The sequence below is a fragment of the Nocardioides silvaticus genome (genome assembly GCF_003160695.1).
Taxonomy (GTDB): domain Bacteria; phylum Actinomycetota; class Actinomycetes; order Propionibacteriales; family Nocardioidaceae; genus Nocardioides; species Nocardioides silvaticus.
Map to the genome: position 1 here is coordinate 180,247 of NZ_QGDD01000009.1, position 24,386 is coordinate 204,632.

Genomic DNA, 24,386 nt, shown 5'->3' on the forward strand with positions numbered 1-24,386 from the left:
GCTACGCGGCGAAGAGCAGGTAGAGGCCGCCGGCGGTGAACCCGACCATGGCGAACAGCAACGGGAGCTGGCCGGTGATCTGGTGCCGCCGGGGGAGCAGCGCGATCGCCCGGTCGTGCGCGACGACCGCCGCCGCGACGTGCCCGACGACGACCGCTCCGACCTTGATCGTCGCGAGCACCGACGGGTGGTAGGAGAACCAGTACGACGGTTCGACGGCCGCCGTGCCGAGGATGTCCCACCCCTTGCCGAACGGGTCGCTGGCGCGGGCGAGGGTCTGGGTGCCCACGTCGACGAACAGCGTCAGGTAGTGGGCGATGATGTAGGCCGCCACGATCGGCACGATCGAGTGCGCCAACCGGCGCGGCAGCTCGGACCGCCGTACGTCCGGGCCGGCGGCGGTGAGTGCCGCGCCGCCGGCGAAGATCAGGCCGGCGCCGACGCAGAACACCAGCAGCGCCAGGTTGTTGAGCGTGTAGCCGGTGATCGAGGCCTCCTGGATCGTGCGGATCCAGTACGTCGACTCGCGGAACGAGTCGAACGCCGTGCTGCCGAACAGCACGGCCACGACGGCGACCAGTCCGGGACGGGACGGGATCGTCGCGCAGCCGGCGAGCGGGCTGCGCAGCCGGAACCGGCCCTCCTCGTCGCGACCGAGCACCGACAGCGAGCCCACGAGCGTCGAGTAGACCTCGAACGGGTCGGCGTTCTCGTAGAACTTCGACCCGAACACGGCGCCGCCGATGAGCATCACCGCGACGTAGATGGCGCACCACAGCCGGACGGTGCCGAGGTCGGTGGGCGTGCGGTTGACCAGCTCCATCCACACGAAGGAGTAGAGACCGATCGCCGCGGGCCAGTGCCCGAGCCAGGCGGGGTACTCGAGGACGCCGCGCGCCGGGTCGCCCCCGGAGACCCGCGCCAGCACCGCGTTGACCGTGCGCATCGGACTGATCGCCCGCCACACAGGGCCGAAGAGGAGCGACGCGAAGATCACGCCGACCCAGACCCAGACGTAGATGATCCCGAAGAACGGGTTGGTCAGCTGGTCCTCGCCCGCCACGGCGGTCGCGGCGGTGAAGACGAAGGCGATGATGCCGATCAGGCGCAGCGCGACCAGGCCGTAGGTCACCCGCGCGGCCGGGGTCTCCTCGGCGTCGTCGACGTCGGGCTCGTCGACGCTGCCGTCCCTCTCGGCCGGTTCCAGCCCGGTCGCGTAGCGCGGGGTGCGCCAGGCGACGACCAGCACGGTGAAGGAGACGACCAGAGCAGCGACAGCGCCGGAGATCGCCAGGCCGAGGGAGATCGGCAGGTCGGCCTGGCCGCCGATGCCGTGGGCCTCGACCACCCCGGTGACGCCGCCGATCACTTCACCTCGAGCTGGACGATCACCTTGTCGAGGTCGTGCGACTCGACCACGACGATGCCGGGGCGGTCGAACTGGATCTCGAACTTGTTCTCGCCCTCGACGTAGTCGAACTGCTGCTCCGGGTCGGAGTGGATGTGGATCTCGCCGGGCTCGTCAGCGGTGACGTCGAGGTCGATGGGCTGGCCCGCCTCGACCTCGACCCGGTCGCCGTTCGGCGAGACCTCGCCGTCCTCGAACGTGATCTCGATGACAGCCGGTTCGTCGGAGCCGCCGCCGGATCCGTTGTCGTCGTCGGAGCAGCCGGCGAGGGCCGCCGCGGCCACGACTGCGAGCGCGATCCACCGCGTCGTCGTACGTCTCAAGGGGTTCCTCCTGCCGGTGCGCGGCCCAACGGCCGCGCGCGGACAAATGCGGGCCTGGGAGCAGTCCTCTGCCAGAATCTCACGCAGCAAGTCATGGGGGCTCGACCGGGGGCCAGAACCAGCCAGACCCAGAAGGTGGGATCAGCCGTGGTCGATCGTGTGCGCACACGCGATCTGGCGTTCCTGACTGCCGAGACCCCCGAGACGCCGCTGCACAACGCGACGATCGAGATCTTCGACCCGGGCGACTCGGGGTTCGACTACGCGCGGCTGGTCGAGCTGATCCGCGACCGGATCGCGTTCGTCCCGCGCTACAGGCAGCGCATCCAGCACGTGCCCGGGCACATCGCGGCCCCGCTGTGGGTCGACGACGAGAACTTCGACCTCGCCTTCCACGTTCGACGCTCCGCGCTGCCCCGCCCGGGCACGTCGAGCCAGCTGCTCGAGCTCGCGTCGCGGATCGTGTCGCGGCCGCTCGACCGCAGCCGTCCGTTGTGGGAGATCTACTTCGTCGAGGGGCTCGAGGGCGGCCGGGTCGCGCTGCTCTCCAAGACCCACCAGGCGCTCGTCGACGGGGTGCAGACCGTCGACCTCGGCCAGCTCCTGCTCGACACGCAGCCGACGCCGCGCGAGTTCGAGCCCGACGACTGGACGCCGCACCGGCCGCCCGCGCCGGCGAAGCTGGTCGCGCACGCGGTCCGCGACGCCGTGACCGACGCCCAGACGGTCGCGACCTCGGTGCGCGGCACGACCAAGGCCGTCGTCAGCGAGCTCGACGCCCGGACCCGTCGGATCCGCAGCGTCGCCGGCGCTCTCACCGGGCGCCGCCCGAAGGCCCGCGGTGTCTTCGGCGGCGAGCTGTCGCAGCAGCGCCGGGTCGTGACCGTCGAGACGCGGCTGAGCGACTACCGCACGGTGCGCCAGGCCCACGACGGCACGGTCAACGACGTCATCCTCGCGACCGTCACCGGCGGCCTCCGCGCGTGGCTGATGACCCGTGCCGAGTCGATGGGCGGGCTGCGCCAGGTGCGCGCGGTCGTGCCGGTCTCGGTGATCGACGAGGAGCTCGAGGCGACGTCCCTCGGCAGCCAGATCGCCGCCCACTTCGTCGACCTGCCGATCGGCGAGGCCAGCCCCGTCGTGCGCCTGCACCAGGTGTCGTACTCGTTCCAGGCGCACAAGGAGACCGGCCGCTCGGTGGCCGCCAACCGGCTCGCGGGCGTCGCCGGCTTCGCGCCGACGACGTTCCACGCCATCGGCTCGCGGGTCGCGGCCGACGAGCTGCGCCGCGGCTACCAGCTCTCGGTGACCAACGTCCCCGGCCCGCAGTCGCCGCTCTACGCCGCGGGCGCGGAGATGCTGGCGAGCTACCCCGTGGCGCCGCTCGTCCCCGGGCACCCGCTCGTCATCAGCGTGACGTCCTACAACGGCGGCGTGTTCTACGGCATCACCGCAGACCGCGACCTGGTGCCGGACGCGGACCTGCTTGGCATCTGCCTGCGCGAGGCCCTCGACGAGCTGCTCGAGGTCTCGTCCAGCGGCCGGCAGCGCGCCCCCCGCGGTCGTCGTACGACGAAGTCGGCGCCGCCGCGCGCCCGGCGCAAGGACTGACCCCGGCCCCCGGTCGCCGCCGGTTGGGTCGGCGCCCGATTGTCTGACAACATCGGGGGCATGGACGCCATCACGTTCCCGCCGGCTCCCGTCAACGAGCCGAACCTGACCTACGCGCCCGGCACCCCGGAGCGCGACGCCCTGGCTGCGGAGATCGCGCGGCAGGAGGCGACCGAGCACCGGATGGACGCCTACATCGGTGGTGAGTGGGTCGCCGGGGGTGGCGAGGAGATCGCGGTGATCCAGCCGCACGACCACGCCCACGTCCTCGGCGTGCTGAAGAACAGCACCCAGGCCGACGCGCGCCGCGCGGTCGACGCCGCGAACGCCGCGGCGCCGGAGTGGCGGGCGATGTCCTTCGACGAGCGGTGCGCGGTGCTGCTGAAGGCGGCCGAGCTGCTGGCCGGTCCGTGGCGGCAGAAGCTCAACGCCGCGACCGTGCTGGGCCAGTCGAAGACGGCGTTCCAGGCCGAGATCGACGCCGCGTGCGAGCTGATCGACTTCTGGCGGTTCAACGTCCACTACGCCAAGCAGATCCTGACCGAGCAGCCGATCGCCAACAGCCCGGGCATCTGGAACCGCACGGACCACCGGCCGCTGGAGGGCTTCGTCTACGCGATCACCCCGTTCAACTTCACGGCGATCGCCGGCAACCTGCCGACCGCGCCGGCGCTGATGGGCAACACGGTGGTCTGGAAGCCGTCGCCGACCCAGCAGCACGCGGCGTCGCTGACGATGGAGCTGCTGACCGAGGCCGGCCTGCCGCCGGGCGTGATCAACATGCTGCCCGGTGACGGGCTGGCGGTCTCCGAGGTCGTGCTCGCCGACCCCGACCTGGCCGGCATCCACTTCACCGGCTCCACCCCGACCTTCCAGAGGCTCTGGCAGACCGTGGGGCAGAACCTGACCTCCTACAAGACCTACCCGCGGCTGGTCGGGGAGACCGGGGGCAAGGACTTCGTCATCGCCCACCCCTCCGCGGACCCCGACGTGGTCACGACCGCGCTGATCCGCGGTGCGTTCGAGTACTCCGGGCAGAAGTGCTCGGCGGCCTCCCGTGCCTACGTCGCGCGGTCGGTCTGGGAGCGGATGGGTGATGACCTGATCGCCAAGACCGAGGCCCTGTCGATGGGCGACCCCACCGACTTCTCCCACTTCCTCGGCGCGGTCATCGACGACCGGGCGTTCAAGAAGCACACCACCGCGATCGAGCGCGCCAAGGCGACCTCCGGGCTGCAGGTGGTGGCCGGGGGCACCACCGACGACGCGGTCGGCTGGTTCGTCCGCCCGACGATCGTGGTCGGGGAGGACCCGGTCGACGAGATCTTCACCACCGAGTACTTCGGCCCGATCCTGGCGGTGCACGTCTACGACGACGCCGACTTCGAGAAGGTCGTCACCCAGGCCGAGGCGGCGGCGCCGTACGCCCTCACCGGTGCCGTCATCGCCCAGGACCGCGGTGCGATCGCGTGGGCGCGGGAGGCGCTGCGGTTCGCGGCCGGCAACTTCTACATCAACGACAAGCCCACCGGTGCCGTGGTCGGCCAGCAGCCCTTCGGCGGCGGCCGCGCCTCCGGCACCAACGACAAGGCCGGTGCGGCGTCCAACCTCCTGCGCTGGACCTCGCCGCGCTCGATCAAGGAGACCCTGTCCCCGCCGACCGACCACCGGTACCCCTACATGGGCTGAGCGGGTCACCTGCGACGATGGCCCGGTGACTCCCTGGCACCTCGGCTCCCTCCACCCCGTGGAGCAGGTGCTGACGATCGTGCTGGCGTTCGGGCCGTTCCTGCTGCTCGGGGGCGTGATCTTCCTGCAGCGTCGCAAGGACGCCCGGGAGGAGGCCGAGGAGGCCGAGCGCGCGGAGCGCGACGGGAATGGGCCGTTCTAGCTCCCTAGCGGGCCAGCCACTCGACGCCGGTGCGGTTCTCGGCGCGCAGCGCGCTGCCGAGGATCTTGCCGATCAGCGCCTCGATCTTGCCCGCGACGAGCGGGATCCGGACGCTGATGTCGAGGGTCACCGTCTCAGTGGTGACGCCGTCGGCCTCGGTGAGGACCGCGGTGCCGACCATCTCGCCGGGCTTGCCGGGGATCGTCACGTGGATGTCGCCGTGGTCGGGTGATGTCCACGTCTCCGACTGCACGATGTCGACGTCCGAACCCACGAACTTCTGGGCGAACTTGGGCACCCGGTCGGTCGGCTGGCTGTACTCGATGCGGACCTCCATCGGGTCGCCCTGCACGCCCTTGATCGAGACGGCGTGCCGGGTGGCGCCGGTGGCGACGCAGACCTCGTTGCGGAACGCCTCGTCGGCGAGCATCGCGGCGACGTCGGCCAACGGTGCGTCGTAGGTGAGCTCCTGGACGATCCTCGTCGACACCTCAGCGGTCCCCTTCCAGCCAGGCGGCTCCCACCGCCTGCTCGATCTCCATGCCCTTGCCGATGTTGTCGGCCATCACCTGCTCCAGCTTGCCGCCGACGAGGGGGACCTTGACGGTCACCTCGAGGTCGGTCACGTGCTTGGTCGTCGCGCCGTCGGCCTGGAGGCTGACGGTGCCGACGCCCTTGGTCGGCTTGCCGGGAGCGAGGATCTCCACGGTGCCCGCGGTGGGGGAGGTCCATACCTCGGTGACGACGGCCTGGGTGGTCTCGCCGGTGATCTTCTTCGCGATCGCCGGCAGGCCGGCGGTGTTCTGGACCTGGTCGACGACGACGCGGCAGCCCTGGCCCTGCGGGGTGATCGTGACGTCCGAGGACACGACACCCTGGGCCTCGGCGACCTTCTCGCGCCACGCCGGATCGGTCAGCATCGCGTAGACATCGGCGGGCGGCGCGTCGTAGGTCGACGTGTGCTGGAACCTCATGCCGCCCATCCTGCCCCAAGATGTTGTGAGGGGTATCTGCCGGTCCTAATGTGAACCGTGTGTCAACGACGACGCACCACACAGACCGTGACCAGATCCTCGGACAGGCCGCAGAGGTGGCCCGCCATGGCAAGGGCGCCTCGGCGCCGCCCGGCGACGACCTGCAAGCCCTGCTGGCGGCGTACTACCGCCACGTGGCCACCGACCAGCTCGCCGACCGCTCCGACGTGGACGTCTACGGCGCCTACGCCTCGCACCACCACCTCGCCGCGGAGCGCAAGCCCGGCACCACCAAGGTTCGCGTCTACACGCCGACGGTGGCCGAGCACGGCTGGTCCGCCGGCGGGCACTCGGTGGTCGAGGTGGTCACCGACGACATGTCCTTCCTCGTCGACTCGCTCACGATGGAGCTGGCCCGGCAGCACCGCGACGCCCACCTGGTGCTGCACCCGACGCTCGACGCGCACCGCTCCGAGTCCGGGACGCTGACAGCGCTGCACCCGGTCGCGGCCGGGTCGACCACCCCACACGAGAACGGCCTCCGCGAGTCGTGGATGCACGTCGAGATCGACCGCCTCACCGACGAGGCGGGCGAGGCCGACCGTCTCGCCGACGACGTACGACGCGTGCTCGCCGACGTGCGCGCGGCCGTGGACGACTGGGAGGAGATGGTCGCCCAGGCGCGCGCGGTCGTCTCCGACCTCGAGCAGACGCCGCCGCCGCTGCCGTCCGGCGAGCTCGAGGTCGGCAAGGAGCTGCTCTCCTGGCTGGCCGACGAGCACTTCACGTTCCTCGGCTACCGCGAGTACCGGCTCGAGCAGGTCTCGACCGAGGACGGCCAGGAGGACGTCCTGCGGCCGGTGCCCGGGAGCGGGCTCGGGATCCTCCGCGACCAGGCGTCGAAGGCGAGCTCGACGTCGTTCAGCCGGCTCTCGGGGCCGGTGAAGGCCAAGGCACGGGAGAAGAGCCTGCTCGTGCTGGCGAAGGCCAACTCGCGCGCGACCGTGCACCGGCCGGCGTACCTCGATTACGTCGGCATCAAGGTCTTCGGCCCCGACGGCGAGGTCGTCGGGGAGCGCCGGTTCCTCGGCCTGCTCTCGAGCGCGGCCTACACCGAGTCGGTGCTGCGGGTTCCCTTGGTGCGCGAGAAGGTCAAGAAGGTGCTGGAGCTGACCGGGCTCGACCCGCGCAGCCACGACGGCAACGCGCTGCTCGACACCCTCGAGGGCTACCCCCGCGACGAGCTGTTCCACACCCCGGTCGAGGAGCTGGCGCCGATCGCCGAGGCCGCGATGCAGGCTCGCGAGCGACGCGCCGTACGTCTCTTCATCCGACGCGACACCTACGGCCGGTACCTGTCCGTGCTGCTCTACCTCCCGCGCGACCGCTACAACACCAGCGTCCGCCACAAGTTCGTGAGGATCCTGTCGCAGGTGATCGCCGGCGGCCGGATCGACCCCGACTCGATCGAGTTCAACGTGAGCATCAGCGAGTCGACGACGGCGCGGGTGCACTTCGTGGTGCGGATGCCGGCGGGGGAGACGATCCCGGACGTCGACACCGCCGACCTCGAGCGCCGGCTCATCGAGGCGTCCCGCTCGTGGCACGACGACTTCGTGTCGGCCGTGCTGTCGGAGTACGGCGAGGAGGTCGGCGCCATCCTCGGTCGCCGCTACGTCGACGCGTTCCCGGAGGCCTACAAGGAGGACTTCCCCGCCCGCACGGCCGCGGTCGACCTCGGCCGGCTGGAGGCGATCCAGGGCGAGTCAGGCATCGACCAGGCGCTCTACTCCGAGCTCGACGCCCCCGACGGCGAGGCCCGGCTCAAGGTCTTCCGCGTGGGCCCGCCGCTGTCGCTCTCCGAGGTGCTCCCGATGCTCTCGTCGATGGGGGTCGAGGTCGTCGACGAGCGCCCCTACGGCCTGGTCGGGCTCGACCGGGTCTCCTACATCTACGACTTCGGCCTGCGGTACGGCGGCCCGCTGCCCGACCAGGCGCGCGAGCTGTTCTCGGACGCGCTGCGCGCCATCTGGGACGGCTACACCGAGACCGACGGGTTCAACACGCTCGTGCTGCGGGCGTCGCTCACGTGGCGGCAGGCGATGCTGCTGCGTGCGTACGCCAAGTACATGCGTCAGGGGAACTCGCCGTTCGCGATCGACTCGATCGAGTCCGCCCTCGCGGTCAACGTCGACCTGGCGCGGATGCTCGTCGAGCTGTTCGAGACCCGCTTCGACCCGGACCGCGACGACGCCGGCCGTGACCAGGCGCAGGCCGAGCTGGAAGAACGGATCACCGCTGCCCTCGACCAGGTGGTCAGCCTCGACCACGACCGGATCCTGCGGTCCTACCTGGTCCACATCAAGGCCACGTTGCGCACGAACTACTTCCAGCACGAGCCTGGCGGGCAGCACCCGAAGTCCTACCTGTCGCTGAAGCTCGAGCCGTCGGCGATCCCGGACCTGCCGGAGCCGCGACCGAAGTTCGAGATCTTCGTCTACTCGCCGCGGGTCGAGGGCGTGCACCTCCGCTTCGGAGCGGTTGCTCGTGGTGGCCTGCGCTGGTCGGACCGCCGCGACGACTTCCGCACCGAGATCCTCGGTCTGGTCAAGGCGCAGATGGTCAAGAACACCGTGATCGTCCCGGTCGGGGCCAAGGGCGGGTTCTACGCCAAGCAGCTCCCGGACCCCTCCGACGACCGCGACGCGTGGCTGGCCGAAGGCGTCGAGTGCTACAAGACGTTCATCCGCGGCCTGCTCGACGTCACCGACAACCTGGTGACCGGTGAGCACGTGCTGCCGCCGCGCCGCGTGGTCCGCCACGACGGAGACGACTCCTACCTGGTCGTCGCCGCCGACAAGGGCACCGCGACGTTCTCCGACATCGCCAACGGCGTCTCCGCCGACTACGGCTTCTGGCTCGGCGACGCGTTCGCGAGCGGTGGGTCGGTCGGCTACGACCACAAGGCGATGGGCATCACCGCGCGCGGTGCGTGGGTGTCGGTGCGCCGGCACTTCCGCGAGTTCGGCGTGGACTGCCAGGAGCAGGACATCACCGTGGTGGGCGTGGGTGACATGTCGGGCGACGTCTTCGGCAACGGGATGCTGTGCTCGGAGCACATCCGGCTGGTCGCGGCGTTCGACCACCGCGACATCTTCATCGACCCCGAGCCGGACGCCGCGACGTCGTATGCCGAGCGGAAGCGGCTCTTCGACCTGCCCCGGTCCAGCTGGCAGGACTACGACGCGTCGCTGATCTCGGAGGGCGGCGGCGTCTTCCCGCGGTCGGCGAAGTCGATCCCGATCAACGCCCGGATCCGGGCTGCGCTGGGCATCCACCGGCCCGTCGACAAGATGACGCCCGCCGAGCTGATGCGGGCGATCCTGCTCGCCCCCGTCGACCTGCTGTGGAACGGCGGCATCGGCACCTACGTGAAGGCGAGCACCGAGACCCACGCCGACGCCGGCGACAAGGCCAACGACGCCATCCGGGTCAACGGCACCGAGCTCCAGGTCCGCGTGGTCGGTGAGGGTGGGAACCTCGGCTGCACGCAGCGCGGGCGCATCGAGTTCGCCCAGAACGGCGGCCGGATCAACACCGACTTCATCGACAACTCCGCCGGCGTCGACACCTCCGACCGCGAGGTGAACCTGAAGATCCTGCTCGACCGGGTGGTGGCCGACGGTGACCTGACCGAGAAGCAGCGCAACAAGCTGCTCGCGTCGATGACCGACGACGTGGCCGACCTGGTGCTGCGCGACAACTACGAGCAGAACATCGCGCTCGCCAACGCCGCCCGCAACGCACCTTCGCTGCTGCACGTGCACGAGCAGTGGATGCAGGAGCTGGAGAAGCGGGGTCGGCTCGACCGCGGGCTCGAGGCGCTGCCCACGAAGGCCGAGGTGCGCAAGCGGATCGAGGCCGGTGGCGCCCTCACCCAGCCGGAGCTGTCGGTGCTGATGGCCTACACCAAGATCGTCCTGGCGGAGGAGCTGCTGGCCTCCGACCTGCCGGAGGACCCCTACCTCCTGCTCGACCTGGTGTCGTACTTCCCGAAGGCCGTCCGCGAGGGATTCAGCAGCCAGGTCGAGGAGCACCCGCTGCGTCGCGAGATCATCGTGACCCAGGTCGTCAACGACCTGGTCAACGGCGCCGGCATGACGTACTGGCCGCGGCTGGCGGGGGAGACGGGAGCCTCGGCCGCCGAGCTCACCCGGGCGAACTTCGTGGCCCGCGAGATCTTCGCGTCCCTGCCGCTGCGTCAGGAGCTGGCGACCTACGACAACAAGATCGACGCGGCGGTGCAGACCCGGATGCGGGTCGACATGCGCACCCTCGTCGAGCGCGCCTCGCGGTGGCTGGTGACCAACCGTCGTCCTCCGCTCGACAGCCAGGCGACCGTCGACCTGTTCGCGGAGCCGGTGCAGGCGACGATGCTCGAGCTGCCCGACCTGCTGGTCGGCCGCGAGCTCGCGGCCTACCACGAGCGCCGCACGGCACTCGAGGGTCAGGGAGTGCCGGAGGACCTGGCTGCCCGGGTGGCGTCGTACGACGTCGCGTACGCGCTGCTCAACGTGGTCGAGATCGCCACTCGCGACGGGCTCGAGCCCCGCGACGTCGCGCGGGTCCACTTCGCGCTCGGTGAGCGGCTCGGCATCTCGGTGCTCCAGCAGCGGATCGTCGGGCTGCCGCGTGCCGACCAGTGGCAGACGATGGCCCGGGCCGCGCTCCGGGACGACCTCCACTCGGTGCACGCCCAGCTCACCGCGGAGGTGCTCGCGAGCACGACGGCCGACGACGAGGTGGTCTTCCGCGGCGCGCCCGAGGAGCTCCGGGAGGAGGCGGCGCGACGGGTGTCTGAGTGGGAGGAGTCCACCGGCGGAGTCGCCGCGCGCGCGGTCGACACGCTCGGCGCGATCTGCGCCGACGAGGACACCGACCTCGCCCGGGTGTCGGTCGCGCTGCGCGTGGTCCGGGGTCTGCTGGCGTGAGCGCGAGCGGGACCGACGTCCACGAGGAGGTACGACGCGGGGTCGCCCGGGTCCGGGAGCGGATCGAGGCGGCCTGCGCCCGCGCCGACCGGAACCCTGCCGACGTCACCCTCGTCGGGGTGTCGAAGTTCCAGCCCGAGGACCGGGTCCGGGCCGCCATCGAGGTGGGGGTGCTCGACCTCGGCGAGAACTACGCCCAGGCCATGCGCGACCGGGTCGAGTCGCTGTCCGACCTCGCCGGCACGGGCGTCCGCTGGCACCAGATCGGTCCGCTCCAGCGCAACAAGGTCAACATGGTCGTGCGGGTGGCGTCGTACTTCCACGCGCTCGACTCGGTGGCGCTCGCCGACGCCCTCGGCAGCCGCCGCGACCCCGCCGACCCGCTCCACGTGCTGGTGCAGGTCAACGTCGCCGGGGAGGAGACGAAGTCCGGGGTCGGGCCGGCCGAGGTCCCGGACCTGCTCTCCGCTGTCGCGAAGCATCCGTCGTTGCGGGTCGCCGGGCTGATGGCGATGCCGCCCGCCCCGGAGTGTCCCGAGGACAGCCGAGAGCACTTCGCGGCGCTCCGCGAGGTGGGGGAGCGGCTGGGCGTGCCGGGCCTGTCGATCGGCACCACCGACGACTTCGAGGTCGCGGTCGAGGAGGGAGCGACGATGGTGCGGGTGGGTCGCTCGCTGTTCGGGGAGAGGCCGGCGCGGACGGCCGGATAAGCATTCGTGCTTCGTCGGCGTCACGACCTAGAGTCGTGGTCACCGATGACGACTCCCACGCCCCCGCACACGGGTCGGCCGGAGCGCGACCCGCTCGGACCGGACCCGGACAACCCGCCACCCGCGGGCGTCCACTCCTTGTGGCGACTCCGCTCCTACCTGCGACCCCACCGCGGCGCGCTGGTGGTCATGCTGACCACCGCGCTCGCCGGCATCGGCGTCGCCATCGCGATCCCCCTGGTCATCCGGGCCCTCATCGACGGACCTGTCACCGACGGCGAGATCGACCCGGTCCTGCCGCTCGGTCTGCTCGTGCTGGCGCTCGGCGTGCTGGAGGCGTTCCTGACCTGGTTGCGGCGCTGGATCCAGTCCAACGCCGTCCTCGGCGTCGAGACCGAGATGCGGCGCGACCTCTACGCCCACCTGCAGGCGCTCCCGATGAGCTTCCACAACCGGTGGCAGTCCGGCCAGCTGCTCTCCCGGGCCACCACCGACCTGTCGTCGATCCGGCGGTTCTTCGGGTTCGGGATGCTGTTCCTGCTCATCAACATCCTCCAGGTCACCGCCGTGACCGTCGTGCTGCTCGCGATGTACTGGCCGCTCGGCCTGGTCGTCGCCTTCACGGCCGCGCCGATCATCTGGCTCTCGATGCGTTTCGAGAAGGAGTACGTCGTCGTCTCGCGGCGGGTGCAGGACGAGCAGGGAGACCTGGCGACCCGGGCCGAGGAGGCCGCGGTCGCGATCCGCGTGATCAAGTCCTTCGGCCGCAGCCGCTACATCAGCGAGCAGTACGAGACCGCGGCCCGCCAGCTGCACGCCACCTCGATGGAGAAGGTCCGGCTGTCGGCGCGCTTCTGGACCTTCCTCGAGGTGATCCCCAACTGCGCGGTGGTCCTGGTGCTGCTGCTCGGCGCGATCGGCGTGGGGCGCGGCGCCCTCACCCCTGGTGAGCTGGTCGCGTTCATCACCCTGATGCTGTCGCTCGTGTGGCCGGTCTCCTCGCTCGGCGTCATCCTGGCGATGGCCCAGGAGGCCATGACGTCCGCGGCCCGGATCCTGGAGATCTTCGACACCGAGTCCGCGATCGTCGGCGGCACGCGCACCATCGACCGGCCGCGCGGGCACCTGCGCTTCGAGCACGTCGACTTCGCGTTCCCCGACGCGCCGGACGAACCGGTGCTGCGCGACGTGAACCTCGACATCAGGCCCGGTGAGACCGTGGCCGTGGTCGGGGCGACCGGCTCGGGCAAGACCAGCCTGACCGCGCTCGTGCCGCGGCTCTTCGACGTGACCGGGGGAGCAGTGAGCATCGACGGTGTCGACGTGCGCGAGCTCGACCTCGTCCACCTGCGCCAGCTGGTGGCGACCGCGTTCGAGGACCCGACGCTGTTCTCGATGAGTGCCCGCGAGAACCTCACCCTCGGTCGCGCCGACGCGACCGACGCGGAGGTCGACGAGGCCCTCGACGTCGCGCAGGCCGGGTTCGCACGTGACCTGCCGTGGGGGCTCGACACCCGCATCGGCGAGCAGGGGATGGCGCTCTCCGGCGGCCAGCGGCAGCGGCTCGCCCTGGCGCGGGCGGTCCTCTCGCGCCCGGCCGTCCTCGTCCTCGACGACACCCTCTCCGCGCTCGACGTGCACACCGAGGCACTCGTCGAGGAGGCGCTGCGCCGGGTGCTGGTCGACACCACCGGTCTGATCGTCGCCCACCGCGCCTCGACCGTGCTGCTCGCCGACCGGGTCGCCCTGCTCCAGGACGGCACGATCACCCACGTCGGCGAGCACCGCGAGCTGCTGGCCACCGTGCCGGCGTACCGCGAGCTGCTCGCCGCCGACCCGTCGCTCGAGGAGGCGTCGCTGTGACCGCGTCGGAATGGCGCGGGATCGCCCAGGCCGACGAGGACGAGGCCGCGCTCGAGCGCATCGAGCGCAGGTTCACCGGCGGCTCCGGCCAGCTGCTCCGGGAGCTCCTGCGCCCCTACAAGTGGGCGATCTGGGGCCTGGTCGCCATCGTCCTCGTCGAGAACGCCGCGCGGCTCTCGATCCCTTACCTGGTCAAGGAGGGCATCGACACCGGCATCCCGCCGATCCGCGCCGACAACGACCTTGAGCCGCTGTTCGTGATCGTCGGGATCGTGCTGCTCGCGACGCTCACCCAGGCCGTCGCCCGCAACCTGTTCCTCGTCCGCTCGGGCAAGGTCGGCCAGGACGTGCTCTTCGAGGTGCGCCGCCGCGTGTTCCGCCACTTCCAGGCGCTGAGCCCGGCCTTCCACGACGAGTACACGTCCGGTCGGGTGATCTCGCGCCAGACCTCCGACGTCGATGCGATCTACGAGATGCTCGAGACCGGCTTCGACGGGCTGGTGACCGCCGCCCTGACCCTGGTCGGCACCGCCGGGCTGCTGCTCTTCCTCGACTTCGAGCTCGGCCTGGTCGCGCTGGCCTGCGGCCCGTTCCTCTACTGGATCACCAACTGGTTCCGGAAGTCGTCGGCGAAAAGCTACCGGGTGACCCGCGAGAAGGTCGCGCTCGTCATCGTCCACTTCGTCGAGTCGATGGGCGGCATCCGCGCGGTCCAGGCGTTCCGCCGCGAGCCCCGCAACCAGGAGATCTTCGACGACGTCAACGACCAGTACCGCAGCGCCAACCTGGTCGCCTTCCGGCTGGTCGCCTGGTTCATGCCCGGCATCCGCCTCATCGGCAACGTCACGATCGCCGTCGTGCTCGTCTACGGCGGCTACCTCGCCTATCACGGCGAGGTCACCGTCGGCGTGCTCGCGGCGTTCCTGCTCTACCTGCGGCAGTTCTTCGAGCCGATGATGGAGATCAGCCAGTTCTACAACACCTTCCAGTCGGCCTCGGCCGCGCTCGACAAGCTGGCGGGTGTGCTGCGCGAGCAGCCCGGGGTGCCCGAGCCCGACCGGCCCGAGGCGTTGCCCGCGGCCCGGGGGGACCTGCACTTCGCGTCGGTCGACTTCGCCTACGTCGACGACCGCAAGGTGCTGCACGACCTCGACCTGCGGGTGCCCGCCGGGCAGACCCTCGCGGTCGTCGGCACCACCGGTGCCGGCAAGACGACGGTCGCCAAGCTCGCGACGCGGTTCTACGACCCCACCGGCGGCCGGGTGCTCCTCGACGGCGTCGACCTGCGCGACCTCAGCTCCGACGTGCTGCGCCGGGCGGTCGTGATGGTCACCCAGGAGAACTACCTCTTCTCCGGGACCATCGCCGACAACATCCGGTTCGGCCGGCCCGACGCGACGATGGAGCAGGTCGAGGCGGCGACGAAGGCGCTCGGCGCCCACGACTTCATCTCCGCGCTCCCCGACGGCTACGAGACGCACGTCGCCAACCAGGGCGGCCGGCTCAGCGCGGGCCAGCGCCAGCTGGTGGCGTTCGCCCGCGCGTTCCTCGCCGATCCCGCGGTCCTCATCCTCGACGAGGCCACTTCGTCCCTCGACGTACCGTCGGAGCGGCTGGTGCAACGTGCGCTGCGGACGGTGCTCGCCGGTCGCACGGCCGTGATCATCGCCCACCGGCTCTCGACCGTCGAGATCGCCGACCGGGTGATCGTGATGGAGCACGGCCGGATCGTCGAGGACGGAGCGCCCGCGGACCTGGTAGCAGCCGGGGACGGCCGGTTCTCCGACCTCCACAACGCCTGGCTCGACTCGCTGGCCTAGCGCGAGCACTTGACCCGGTCCCTAGGCTCGGCTGACGTGACTGCGATCGCAGCGAAGGGTCTGACCAAGCGGTACGGCGACCTGACCGCGGTCGACGCGCTCGACCTGACCGTCGCCGCCGGCGAGTTCGTCGGGGTCCTCGGGCCGAACGGAGCCGGCAAGACCACCCTCCTCGAGATGCTCGAAGGGCTGCGGAAGCCCGACGCCGGGGAGGTCTCGGTGCTGGGGGAGCCGGCGTGGCCACGCAATCGTGCGCTCCAGCCCCGGATCGGGGTGCAGCTCCAGGCCTCGGCATTCTTCGAGCGGCTCACCGCGCGCGAGCAGATCCACACCTTCGCGGCGCTCTACCGGGCGCCGGGCAGCGCAGCCGACGAGTGGCTCGAGCGCGTCGGCCTGGTCGCGAAGGCTGACACCCGGGTCGAGGACCTTTCCGGCGGCCAGGCACAACGACTGTCCATCGCCTGCGCCCTGGTCCACGACCCCGAGCTGGTCTTCCTCGACGAGCCGACGGCAGCCCTGGACCCGCAGGCGCGCCGCAACCTCTGGGACCTGCTCGCCGACATCAACGACAGCGGCCGCACCGTCGTGCTCACCACGCACCACATGGACGAGGCCGAAACCCTCTGCGACCGGGTGGCGATCGTCGACCACGGCCGCCTGCTCCAGCACGACACCCCGGCAGCGCTCGTCGCGGCGCACGCCGGCGGGGGCAACCTCGAGGACGTGTTCCTCGCGCTGACCGGCCGGGAGTACCGCGCATGAGGGCCTTCGCCCACACGCCGTTCGGGGCGCTCTCGATCGCGATCCTGCGGGGCTTCGTCCGGGACCGCGCCGCGCTGTTCTTCGCCGTGGTCTTCCCGCTCATGTTCCTCGTGCTGTTCGGCGCACTGCTGTCCAACCAGGACCAGTCCGAGATCGACATGATCACCGTCGGGGACGTGCCGCTGCTCGAGGACCTGCCCGCCGACGCGCGGGAGGCGTTCGAGACCACGTTCGAGGTCGAGGAGTCCGACGACCTCGACGCCGCGCTCGCCGAGGTGCGCGACGGCGACGCCGACGTGGTGGTCGAGCAGAAGGGCGACACGCTGGTCGCCCACTACACGCAGACCGAGCAGGTCAAGGCGGCCATCACGCAGAGCACGCTGAAGGCGTACGTCGACGGCGCCAACATCGCGGCCTCCGGCCAGCCGGCCCGCTTCGGCTTCGCGGCGGAACGCGTCGAGGACGAGTCGCTGACCACTATCCAGTTCTTCACCCCCGGCCTGCTCGGCTGGGCGATCGCGACGAGCGCCGCGCTCGGTGCGGCCGCCACCCTGCAGGGCTGGCGGCAGACCAAGCTGCTGCGCCGACTCCAGCTGGCGCCGGTCTCGACCGGCACCGTCGTCGGCGCCCGCGTCGCCGTCACGATCGCGATCGCGCTCGGGCAGACTGCGATCTTCCTCGGCCTCGGTGCCGCGACGCTGGGGTTGAAGCTGACCGGGTCGTGGTGGATGTCGATCCCGCTGGTCGTGGTCGGCACTCTCTGCTTCATGGCGATCGGGCTGCTGGCCGGTGCGATCGCGAAGTCGACCGAGGGTGCGGTCAACATGGCCAACTTCTTCGTGCTGCCAATGGCGTTCCTCAGCGGCTCGTTCTTCCCGCTCGACGCGACCCCGCCGTGGTTGCAGCGGGTGAGCGACGTGCTCCCGCTCAAGCACCTCAACGAGGGCATGCTCGACGTCCTCGTGCGCGGTCAGGGTCCCTCGGCCGCCCTGGTGCCGCTCACGATCCTGGCCGCGTTCGCGGTGGTCGTGACGCTGCTCGCGGCGCGCCTGTTCCGCTGGGACACCGCCTAGGGGCGAGCGCTCATCCCCACGACGGATTTCATCCGTTCGACCCGCAGGCTGACTGCCGCTGGGCCTAGGCTGCTCGGGTTCGACACTCTCCAGGAGGCTTCATGTCCCACGTCATCCCGCTGGCCGCCGCAGTTCCTGGGCCGGTGGTCGACTTCTCGGTGATCCTGGCGCTGCTCGCGCTCATCATCGTGGTGGCGAAGGCCGCCGGCGTGCTGGTGTCGAAGATCGGAGTGCCGCCGGTCGTCGGCGAGATCGCCGCCGGCGTGCTGCTCGGCCCGAGCCTGCTGGGCGTGGAGCTGAGCGGCGACATCTTTCCGGTCGACCAGCGAGGGTTCCTCGACATCCTCGCCCGGATGGGCCTGGTGCTCTTCATGTTCGTGGTCGGTCTCGAGCTCGACGTCTCGCTCGTGAAGGGGCGGGGCAAGGTCGCCGGCTCGGTATCGGTGTCCTCGATCGTGCTGCCGTTCACCCTCGGCATCGGACTGGCCAAGCTCTTCGTCGAGACCGAGGCGACGGCCGGGCTGAAACCGGACGGCGTCGACTTCTGGCCGTTCGCGCTGTTCATGGGAGCCGCGATGTCGATCACGGCGTTCCCCGTGCTCGCCCGGATCCTCACCGACCGCCGCATGCACCGCACCGAGACCGGCGGCCTCGCGCTGGCGTGCGCCGCGACCGATGACATCATCGCGTGGACCCTCCTCGCGGTGGTGCTGGCGGCCTCGGGCATCGACGGCGGCCACGGGCACCTGCCCTCGTGGGGCATCTACCTCGCCGTCCCCTTCGTGCTGGTGGCCCTGTTCGTGATCCGGCCGGCACTCACCTGGCTCACAGGCGCGTACAAGAAGGCGGGGGAGCTGACGCCCACGATCCTCTCGGTGGTCCTCGTCGGGATGCTGCTGTTCTCCGCGACCACCGAGGTCATCGGCATCCACTACATCTTCGGCGCGTTCCTCTTCGGCGCGATCATCCCGCACGAGAACGCCGCCGCCCTGCGCCACGAGATCCTGGTGCGCCTCGAGCAGATCTCGGTGCTGCTCCTGCTGCCCGTCTTCTTCCTGCTCTCCGGGCTGAAGGTGAACATCCAGGGCCTCGGGTCAGAGCACGTCCTCCCGCTCCTCGCGATCCTCGCGGTCGCGATCATCGGCAAGTACGTCGGCGCCTACGTCGGCGCCCGGCTGCAGAAGGTCCCGCACTGGCAGGCCAGCTCCCTCGGCCTCCTCATGAACACCCGCGGCCTGACCGAGCTGATCATCCTCAACGTCGGCCTCGAGAAGGGCCTGCTCAGTCCCGAGCTGTTCACGATGATGGTCATCATGGCCCTCGTCACGACGGTCATGACCGGTCCGCTGCTCGGCTTCACCTACCCGCAGCGCCGCGTCGCCCGCGACATCGCCGAGGCGGAGCGCGCCGCGCTCGGTGAGGAGGCGGTGGACCGGGTGCTGGTGCTCAGCCGGCCCGTCGCCGACAACAAGGTCCCGCTGGAGGTCGCGGTCGCGATGCTCGCGGGCGCCCGTCCTGCCGAGATCGTCGTCGCCGACCTCCAGCCGCAGGGCCGGCTGCTCGACCTCGGCAGCGGCCTGTCCGGCGAGCTCGCCGAGATGGCCGCGGCCATGGAGAGCCAGCAGGTGCTGATCAAGCGCGGCGAGGAGCTCGGCGTGCCGGTCCGGGTCATCGCGCACCCGAGCGCGGATGTCGAGCAGGACCTGGTCGAGCTGGTGCAGGTGCTCGCCCCGCAGGGCCTCGTCGTCTGGTCCGACGACCCGTCGATCGAGGCGGTCCTCGCGGTGGTCGACTGCCCGTCGGCCGTCATCGCCGACGGCACCGAGGCCTTCCCCGAGGGCGCACCGGTCTCGGTCGCCTGGAGCGCCGACACCGACGGCGACGCGGCCGTCGTCCTCGGTGCCCGGCTCGCTCTCGCCCGCGGCGTGGCCCTCCAGCTGCCGACCGAGGGCGGGCGCCGGCTCACCACGATCCGCACCGCGCTCGAGGAGCGCGGGGTGCGGGTCACCGAACCGAGCAAGCCCGATCCCGACTCCGGCCTGTCGGCGGCCGTCATCGACGTCGCCGCCCACGGCGCCACGCCCCAGGCCACCATCGGCGCCCGGAGCGAGCCGGACGCCGTACCCGTCGACTTTGCGGCGGTGCCGCTCGGTGAGACGGCCGGAGTGACGGCGGAGTAGCGGCCGCGGGTACGTCACGGCGTCTCGATACGCCGTCGCTCGTTCCTCGCGACGGCTACTCGACGACCGGAAGGTCGCTCGTTCCTCGCGACGGCTACTCGACGACCGGAAGGTATCGACGACCGGAAGGTCGCTCGTTCCTCGCGACGGCTACTCGACGACCGGAAAGTCAGGCGCCGCCGGCGTGGGTGTTGTACGCCAGGGTGCGGTGGCCGATCCGGATCCGGGTGCCCTGGACGACGATGTGCTCCGCGCCCGGTGGCAGCCGCTGCCAGTCCGGCGTCTTCGGCACATGGACGTAGGTGCCGTTGGTGGAGTTGTTGTCGACCAGCACCACGTCCCAGCCTCGCAGCTCGAGGCGCGCGTGGACGCGCGACACCTGGTTGGACTGGTCGATGATCGGCAGGCCGCGGTAGTCGCCGCTGACGACCCGCTCGTCGGCGCTCGGGTCGCGGCCGAGCAGGTAGGGCGTGTCGAGCTGGAAGACCGAGCCGTCGTCGAGCACGACGACCCCCAGCGGAGGCCGGACGCCGTTCACCAGCACCGGCGTCTGCTGCACCATGTTGATGCCGCAGACCGCGCAGAACAGCTGGCGCGGGTCGTTGAAGTGACGGTTCTTGCAGTAGACGCCGCGCACCTCCTCCTTCGCCGGACCGGCCGGCTCGATGACGCTCGCGTCGTCGACGATCGGCAGTGGCTCGAAGTCGTCGTCCTCGAGGTCGCCGATGAGCACCGACTGGAACCCGATCTGCTCGTCGGGCTGCGCCGGCGGCAGCGGCCGGCCCACCGGGGGAGCTGCCGGGTGCGGGTGGTCGTGGCCGGCGTGGTCGTCCGCCAGGACGGGCTCGGGCGCCGGCGGTGCCGCCGGCGTGGGGAAGGCGGGCGGAGGTGGGGCAGCAGGTGCAGCCGGGGGTGCCGGGGGAGCGACGACCTCCTGCGGAGCGGTCGGCTCCGGGGTCTCGGGCCACACGCCGGGCTCGGCAGCGACCGGCTCGGGAGCGGCCTGGGCGGCAGGCACGTCCGTCGTGCTGGCCGCCATCGCCATCGACGCGCCGCTCGGCGGACCTGCTGGTACGGCGAACGCGCCGGCCCGGATGACGCCGCCGTCGAGGCGGAAGCCGGCGCCGGCGTCGGCCGCCGTGGCGCCCGGCAGGGTCACGCTCACGGTGTCGACCGGCCAGGGGATGAGGCGCTCGACCCAGGCGAGGGAGTCGGCGCCGGAGATCTGCTCGTCACCGACCGTCACCACGACGTCACCGTCGACGAAGACGGCGAGCCCGGTGGAGTGCGGGGCCAGCGCCGCGAAGCCCGGCGACTGGTCGACCGAGGTCGACAGCATCAACGCGTAGCCGCGCACGAGCTGACGGCCCTGGCCGCCGTTGGCCGCCACCATCTGCGCGTGGTCGACGTACGGCCGCACGACCTCGGGGTCGGTGGAGCCGACCAGCAGCACGACCGGTCCGATCCGGGCGAGGGTGCCCTCGCCGGGCCCGGGGACGACGGTGGCGCGGGCCCAGTCCTCCGCTGACTGCTTCACGTCAGATGATCCTTCCGCCGAAGAAGCGCCACCGGATGAACGGCACGCGCATGGGTCCGTTGGTCCAAATCCAGATGAACAGCCAGATCACCGAGAAGTCGATGAAGAACGCCCAGAAGAAGAACGACGGGAGGTCGCCCTCGTCGACGCCGACCGGCAGCCCGGGAACCAGGCCCAGCTCCAGCAGGATCCAGACCAACGCACCCTCGTTGATCGCGGTGATGAGGCCGAACATCGTCGGCCAGTCCTTCTCCCACCGGAACTGCTGGATCAGGTGGTAGAGCAGCTCCCAGAGGATCCCGAGCACCAGCACGGTCGCCAGGATGATGAAGGTGATCCGGTAGTAGGTCCCGTCGAACCCGGGCACGCCCGGCAGGCCGTCGGGCAGCAGCGGCGTGATGAGGAACGTGATGATGCTGCCGAAGACGACGAGCATGAAGATCCGGGTCTGTATCCGCCCGTTCAGGGTGGGCAACATCAGCAGGCTCCTCGGGTCGGGAGGGCGGTCACAGTGACGGAGGGCTGGGGCCGGGTCACGGCTTGCTCCCGAACAGCCACTTCCACCACTGGATCGTCGAGCGGACCGGCCCGATCCGCTTGCAGAACTTCCGCTTCGCCAGGTCCTGGTAGATCTCCTGCGCCGCGACCTGCAGCCCGAGGAACGTGTCGACGCCGGGGAAGTAGCCGCCCAGCGTGGTGGCGCCCGACGCATACATGGCGCCGTTGCCGTTGCGGGTCCCGATCAGCTCGAAGTTGCGGTCGACGTTGAGCCGGCCGGTCGGGTTGCGGCTCGCGCCGCCGTGCTCGAGCAGGTCCTTGAGCAGCCGGTGCTCGGCGATGTCGGCCTCGAGGCCGGTGCAGTCGATGACGAAGTCGACCTCGACCGGGACGGTCCCCTGCGCCGTCCGCACGTGGTTGACGATGCGCTCGCCGTTGGGCTGCATGTCGTCGACGGTGCCGACGAGCACTTGGTACCAGCCCTCGCGCCGGCCCTGGTTCATCTGCTTCTGCCAGAGCTTGCGCCACGGCGTGTTGGTGCCGCCCATCCGCTTGTAGATCTCGGCCCGCTGCTCGCCCTCGAGCCCGCGGACCTGCTTCTTGAGCTGGCCGCCCCACACCGACTTCGGGTAGTTGAAGCCCTGGTAGGCCCAGCCGTTCTCGCCGCGGCGTCGCATGAAGATGCGGGTCTTGCCGCCGCCCGGCCGCGGGTCCTCCTCGTTGCCGTAGCCGTCGTTGGTGCCGTGGTAGTAGGTCCGGAACAGGTGCACGATGTTGGTCTGCGCGCCGTGGAGGAGCCGGTCGTCCATCAGCCGCTGGAGCACCCGCGAGGCCACGATGCCGCCACCGCGCACCATGACGGTGCTGGGCTGCTGCATGAGCCGCTCGTAGACGTGCTCGTGCGACTCGTAGGCGTTGACGATGTGTCGGTAGTCGTTGTGCTCGGTGCGGTAGCGCTGGAGCTCGGGCAGGAACTTCAGGCCGGGGTAGCCGACGGCGAGGTGGACGTACTGCGAGCGGAAGGCGACCCGCTTGGTGGCCGACGCCCCCTCGGGTGGGGTCAGGATCGTGAAGTAGCCGCCGCCGTACCGCCGGCGCACGATGCGGACCAGGCCCTTGACGAGCATCTGGTCGTAGTCGATGCGGTTCTTCTCGCGCTCCATCGTCTCGAAGGCCTGGCCGGCCTTCGGCGTGTAGTAGTCGGAGAAGATCGGCTCGCTGAAGAGGCCCCAGAGGAGCTTGAGGTTGAAGGTCCGCATCGCCTCGGCGAAGCCGTACGACGGGAAGCCCCAGATGTTGTCGGGACGCGAGGCGGAGTCGGAGCGGAGCCGCTCGCCGCGGGGGATCTGCGAGACGCGGGTGAGGTACTCATACGTCTGCCAGGGGTGGTCGAGCGTTCCGAGCACACGCATCTGCGACGTCGGGACGCCGGCGATCCGCAGGTAGTCGACCGTCACGAAGCTGCCGATCCCGGAACCGACGGTCACGAAGGGGACATCCACGATCGGGATGCCGGCAGCGGCCACGAGCTCGTCGGTCCAGAAGTCCGTCTGGAGCATCTCGTCGGTGAGGTCACCGGCGGGCATCGGCTGGGCAGGCAGGTACGTGCTGGGGTCTGTGGTCGGTACCACCGATGCTGCAGTGGGCTCGATCAACGCGCCTCCTTCGTCGTTGGGAGGTTCCGTGTCGGTGCGTCCGGAACGCTACACCGGCTACCCGTCACTCTGCTTCCGAATCCTTGAGGGGGGAAGCATCTGGCGGAAAACCGTTCGCGAGGATGAATCGCCCGTGCTGGTGCCGGTTTTGACTGGCGCTCCTCGTGGCACGTGCCATGCTGTGAGCGACAACGTGCGACACCGCTTCCCGCGCGTGCGAGAGGGTGGCGTTGTTGGGAACGAGACCCAGGAGGAGCGCGTGCAAGGCATCGCGGACTATGAGTTCATCCGGGCGCTGGGCGAGTCGAACTACGGCACCAACTACCTGGCGAACGCGCCCGCTCGTCTGGGCATCGCCGCCGAGCAGGTCGTCGTCAAGGTCATCGCCGGCCCCACCTCGGACGACGCGTTCCGGCGCGCGACCCGCGAGCTGAAGCACTTCAGCGTGGCCGACTCCGACCGGCTGGTCGCGGTCTACGACGCCGGTCGGCACGGCGGGGCGTTCTACTACGCGATGGAGTACCTGCCCCTCGGCTCGCTGGCGAAGCCCAACGTCGCGCTCGACCCCGGGCGGGCGGTCGCGGCCGTCCGCGACGCCGCCCTGGCGGCCCATGCCCTGCACGAGCGAGGCATCGCCCACCGCGACATCAAGCCCGACAACATCCTCATCGCCGAGGACGGCGGCCGGCTCTCCGACCTCGGCCTGTCGCAGCTGCTGTCGCCGGGCATGGTGATGACCGGGCTCGGCCAGATCGGCCTCGAGTTCACCGACCCCTCGATCATGCTGGGTTCTGCCGCGTCGCGGGCGAGCGACATCTGGTCGCTCGGCGCCTGCCTCCACTTCGCCCTCACCGGGCGGGGGGTCTACGGCGACCTGCGCAGCACCGAGCCGCTGCTGCTCGTCCGCTCGATCCTGGCCTCGCAGCCGACGCTCGCGGCCGACCTGCCGCCGGCGGCCGCCGAGCTGATCGGTGCCTGCCTCGCCTCCGACGTCACCGGCCGGCCGCGGACCGCGGCCGAGGTGGCCGAGCGCGCCTCCGCCATCGCCGCCGGGTTGGGCGCCGGGGTCTGACCCTCCGATCCAGGGGGA

At 70.8% G+C, this 24,386-nt stretch carries 18 protein-coding genes; 11 read left to right on the forward strand and 7 right to left on the reverse strand.

The annotated features are described in order from the left end of the window. Nucleotide 1 precedes the first annotated feature (1 nt). Nucleotides 2-1,369: a hypothetical protein gene (locus DJ010_RS18510; protein ID WP_109696496.1), complete on the reverse strand. Its 1,368-nt coding sequence runs from the start codon at nucleotides 1,367-1,369 to the stop codon at nucleotides 2-4. Then, entirely contained in the window at nucleotides 1,366-1,731 is a 366-nt protein-coding gene (locus DJ010_RS18515; protein ID WP_245927694.1) for a cupredoxin domain-containing protein, read from the reverse strand. The genes DJ010_RS18510 and DJ010_RS18515 overlap by 4 nt, the downstream gene beginning before the upstream one ends. Nucleotides 1,732-1,890: 159 nt before the next feature. Here DJ010_RS18515 and DJ010_RS18520 point away from each other — a divergent pair, with 159 nt between their 5' ends. The 3 genes from DJ010_RS18520 to DJ010_RS22155 are packed head-to-tail and all read left to right on the forward strand — an operon-like array spanning nucleotide 1,891 to nucleotide 5,233. Next, nucleotides 1,891-3,342 (forward strand): WS/DGAT/MGAT family O-acyltransferase, encoded by a 1,452-nt coding sequence (locus DJ010_RS18520; protein ID WP_245927696.1) that lies wholly within the window; start codon nucleotides 1,891-1,893, stop codon nucleotides 3,340-3,342. A gap of 60 nt (nucleotides 3,343-3,402) precedes the next feature. Further along, nucleotides 3,403-5,031, forward strand: coding sequence for an L-glutamate gamma-semialdehyde dehydrogenase (pruA, locus tag DJ010_RS18525; protein ID WP_109696500.1), 1,629 nt, complete (start codon nucleotides 3,403-3,405; stop codon nucleotides 5,029-5,031). Nucleotides 5,032-5,056: 25 nt separating this feature from the next. After that, a complete protein-coding gene (locus DJ010_RS22155) occupies nucleotides 5,057-5,233 on the forward strand; it encodes a hypothetical protein (protein ID WP_158283059.1) in 177 nt (58 codons plus the stop codon). Between the two features lie 4 nt (nucleotides 5,234-5,237). Here DJ010_RS22155 and DJ010_RS18530 read toward each other — a convergent pair whose 3' ends face one another. Together DJ010_RS18530 and DJ010_RS18535 are read right to left on the reverse strand one after the other, a co-directional pair. Then, nucleotides 5,238-5,723 carry a DUF2505 domain-containing protein gene (locus DJ010_RS18530; protein ID WP_109696502.1) on the reverse strand — a complete coding sequence of 162 codons (486 nt, stop codon included), beginning with the start codon at nucleotides 5,721-5,723 and terminating at the stop codon, nucleotides 5,238-5,240. A gap of 1 nt (nucleotide 5,724) precedes the next feature. Further along, on the reverse strand, nucleotides 5,725-6,207 hold the full coding sequence (locus DJ010_RS18535) for a DUF2505 domain-containing protein (protein WP_158283060.1): 483 nt from the start codon (nucleotides 6,205-6,207) through the stop codon (nucleotides 5,725-5,727). 59 nt (nucleotides 6,208-6,266) lie between these two features. On the opposite strand from DJ010_RS18535, the gene DJ010_RS18540 reads away from it, so the two are divergent. The 7 genes from DJ010_RS18540 (at nucleotide 6,267) to DJ010_RS18570 (ending at nucleotide 19,606) form a co-directional block, all read left to right on the forward strand. Next, entirely contained in the window at nucleotides 6,267-11,198 is a 4,932-nt protein-coding gene (locus DJ010_RS18540) for an NAD-glutamate dehydrogenase (protein ID WP_109696505.1), read from the forward strand. Continuing rightward, nucleotides 11,195-11,908, forward strand: coding sequence for a YggS family pyridoxal phosphate-dependent enzyme (locus DJ010_RS18545; RefSeq protein ID WP_109696507.1), 714 nt, complete (start codon nucleotides 11,195-11,197; stop codon nucleotides 11,906-11,908). The genes DJ010_RS18540 and DJ010_RS18545 overlap by 4 nt, the downstream gene beginning before the upstream one ends. Nucleotides 11,909-11,953: 45 nt before the next feature. Next, nucleotides 11,954-13,771 carry an ABC transporter ATP-binding protein gene (locus tag DJ010_RS18550; RefSeq protein WP_109696509.1) on the forward strand — a complete coding sequence of 606 codons (1,818 nt, stop codon included), beginning with the start codon at nucleotides 11,954-11,956 and terminating at the stop codon, nucleotides 13,769-13,771. Continuing rightward, on the forward strand, nucleotides 13,768-15,591 hold the full coding sequence (locus tag DJ010_RS18555) for an ABC transporter ATP-binding protein (RefSeq protein WP_109696511.1): 1,824 nt from the start codon (nucleotides 13,768-13,770) through the stop codon (nucleotides 15,589-15,591). The genes DJ010_RS18550 and DJ010_RS18555 overlap by 4 nt, the downstream gene beginning before the upstream one ends. Before the next feature lie 36 nt (nucleotides 15,592-15,627). Continuing rightward, nucleotides 15,628-16,353 (forward strand): ABC transporter ATP-binding protein, encoded by a 726-nt coding sequence (locus DJ010_RS18560; protein WP_211318871.1) that lies wholly within the window; start codon nucleotides 15,628-15,630, stop codon nucleotides 16,351-16,353. Beyond that, nucleotides 16,350-17,426 carry an ABC transporter permease gene (locus DJ010_RS18565; RefSeq protein WP_109696513.1) on the forward strand — a complete coding sequence of 359 codons (1,077 nt, stop codon included), beginning with the start codon at nucleotides 16,350-16,352 and terminating at the stop codon, nucleotides 17,424-17,426. Before DJ010_RS18560 ends, DJ010_RS18565 begins: the two co-directional genes overlap by 4 nt. A 101-nt stretch (nucleotides 17,427-17,527) precedes the next feature. Then, entirely contained in the window at nucleotides 17,528-19,606 is a 2,079-nt protein-coding gene (locus DJ010_RS18570) for a cation:proton antiporter domain-containing protein (protein WP_109696515.1), read from the forward strand. A 169-nt stretch (nucleotides 19,607-19,775) separates the two neighbouring features. Here DJ010_RS18570 and DJ010_RS22945 read toward each other — a convergent pair whose 3' ends face one another. From DJ010_RS22945 to DJ010_RS18585, 3 genes are read right to left on the reverse strand one after another with little or no spacing between them, the layout of a single operon-like run. Continuing rightward, nucleotides 19,776-21,143 (reverse strand): FHA domain-containing protein, encoded by a 1,368-nt coding sequence (locus DJ010_RS22945; RefSeq protein WP_109696517.1) that lies wholly within the window; start codon nucleotides 21,141-21,143, stop codon nucleotides 19,776-19,778. Nucleotide 21,144: 1 nt separating this feature from the next. Further along, entirely contained in the window at nucleotides 21,145-21,621 is a 477-nt protein-coding gene (locus DJ010_RS18580) for a hypothetical protein (protein WP_109696519.1), read from the reverse strand. Between the two features lie 55 nt (nucleotides 21,622-21,676). Then, nucleotides 21,677-23,296 (reverse strand): FAD/NAD(P)-binding protein, encoded by a 1,620-nt coding sequence (locus DJ010_RS18585; RefSeq protein WP_211318872.1) that lies wholly within the window; start codon nucleotides 23,294-23,296, stop codon nucleotides 21,677-21,679. 259 nt (nucleotides 23,297-23,555) lie between these two features. Here DJ010_RS18585 and DJ010_RS18590 point away from each other — a divergent pair, with 259 nt between their 5' ends. Next, nucleotides 23,556-24,368 carry a protein kinase domain-containing protein gene (locus tag DJ010_RS18590; RefSeq protein WP_109696521.1) on the forward strand — a complete coding sequence of 271 codons (813 nt, stop codon included), beginning with the start codon at nucleotides 23,556-23,558 and terminating at the stop codon, nucleotides 24,366-24,368. The last annotated feature ends 18 nt before the right edge of the window (nucleotides 24,369-24,386 follow it).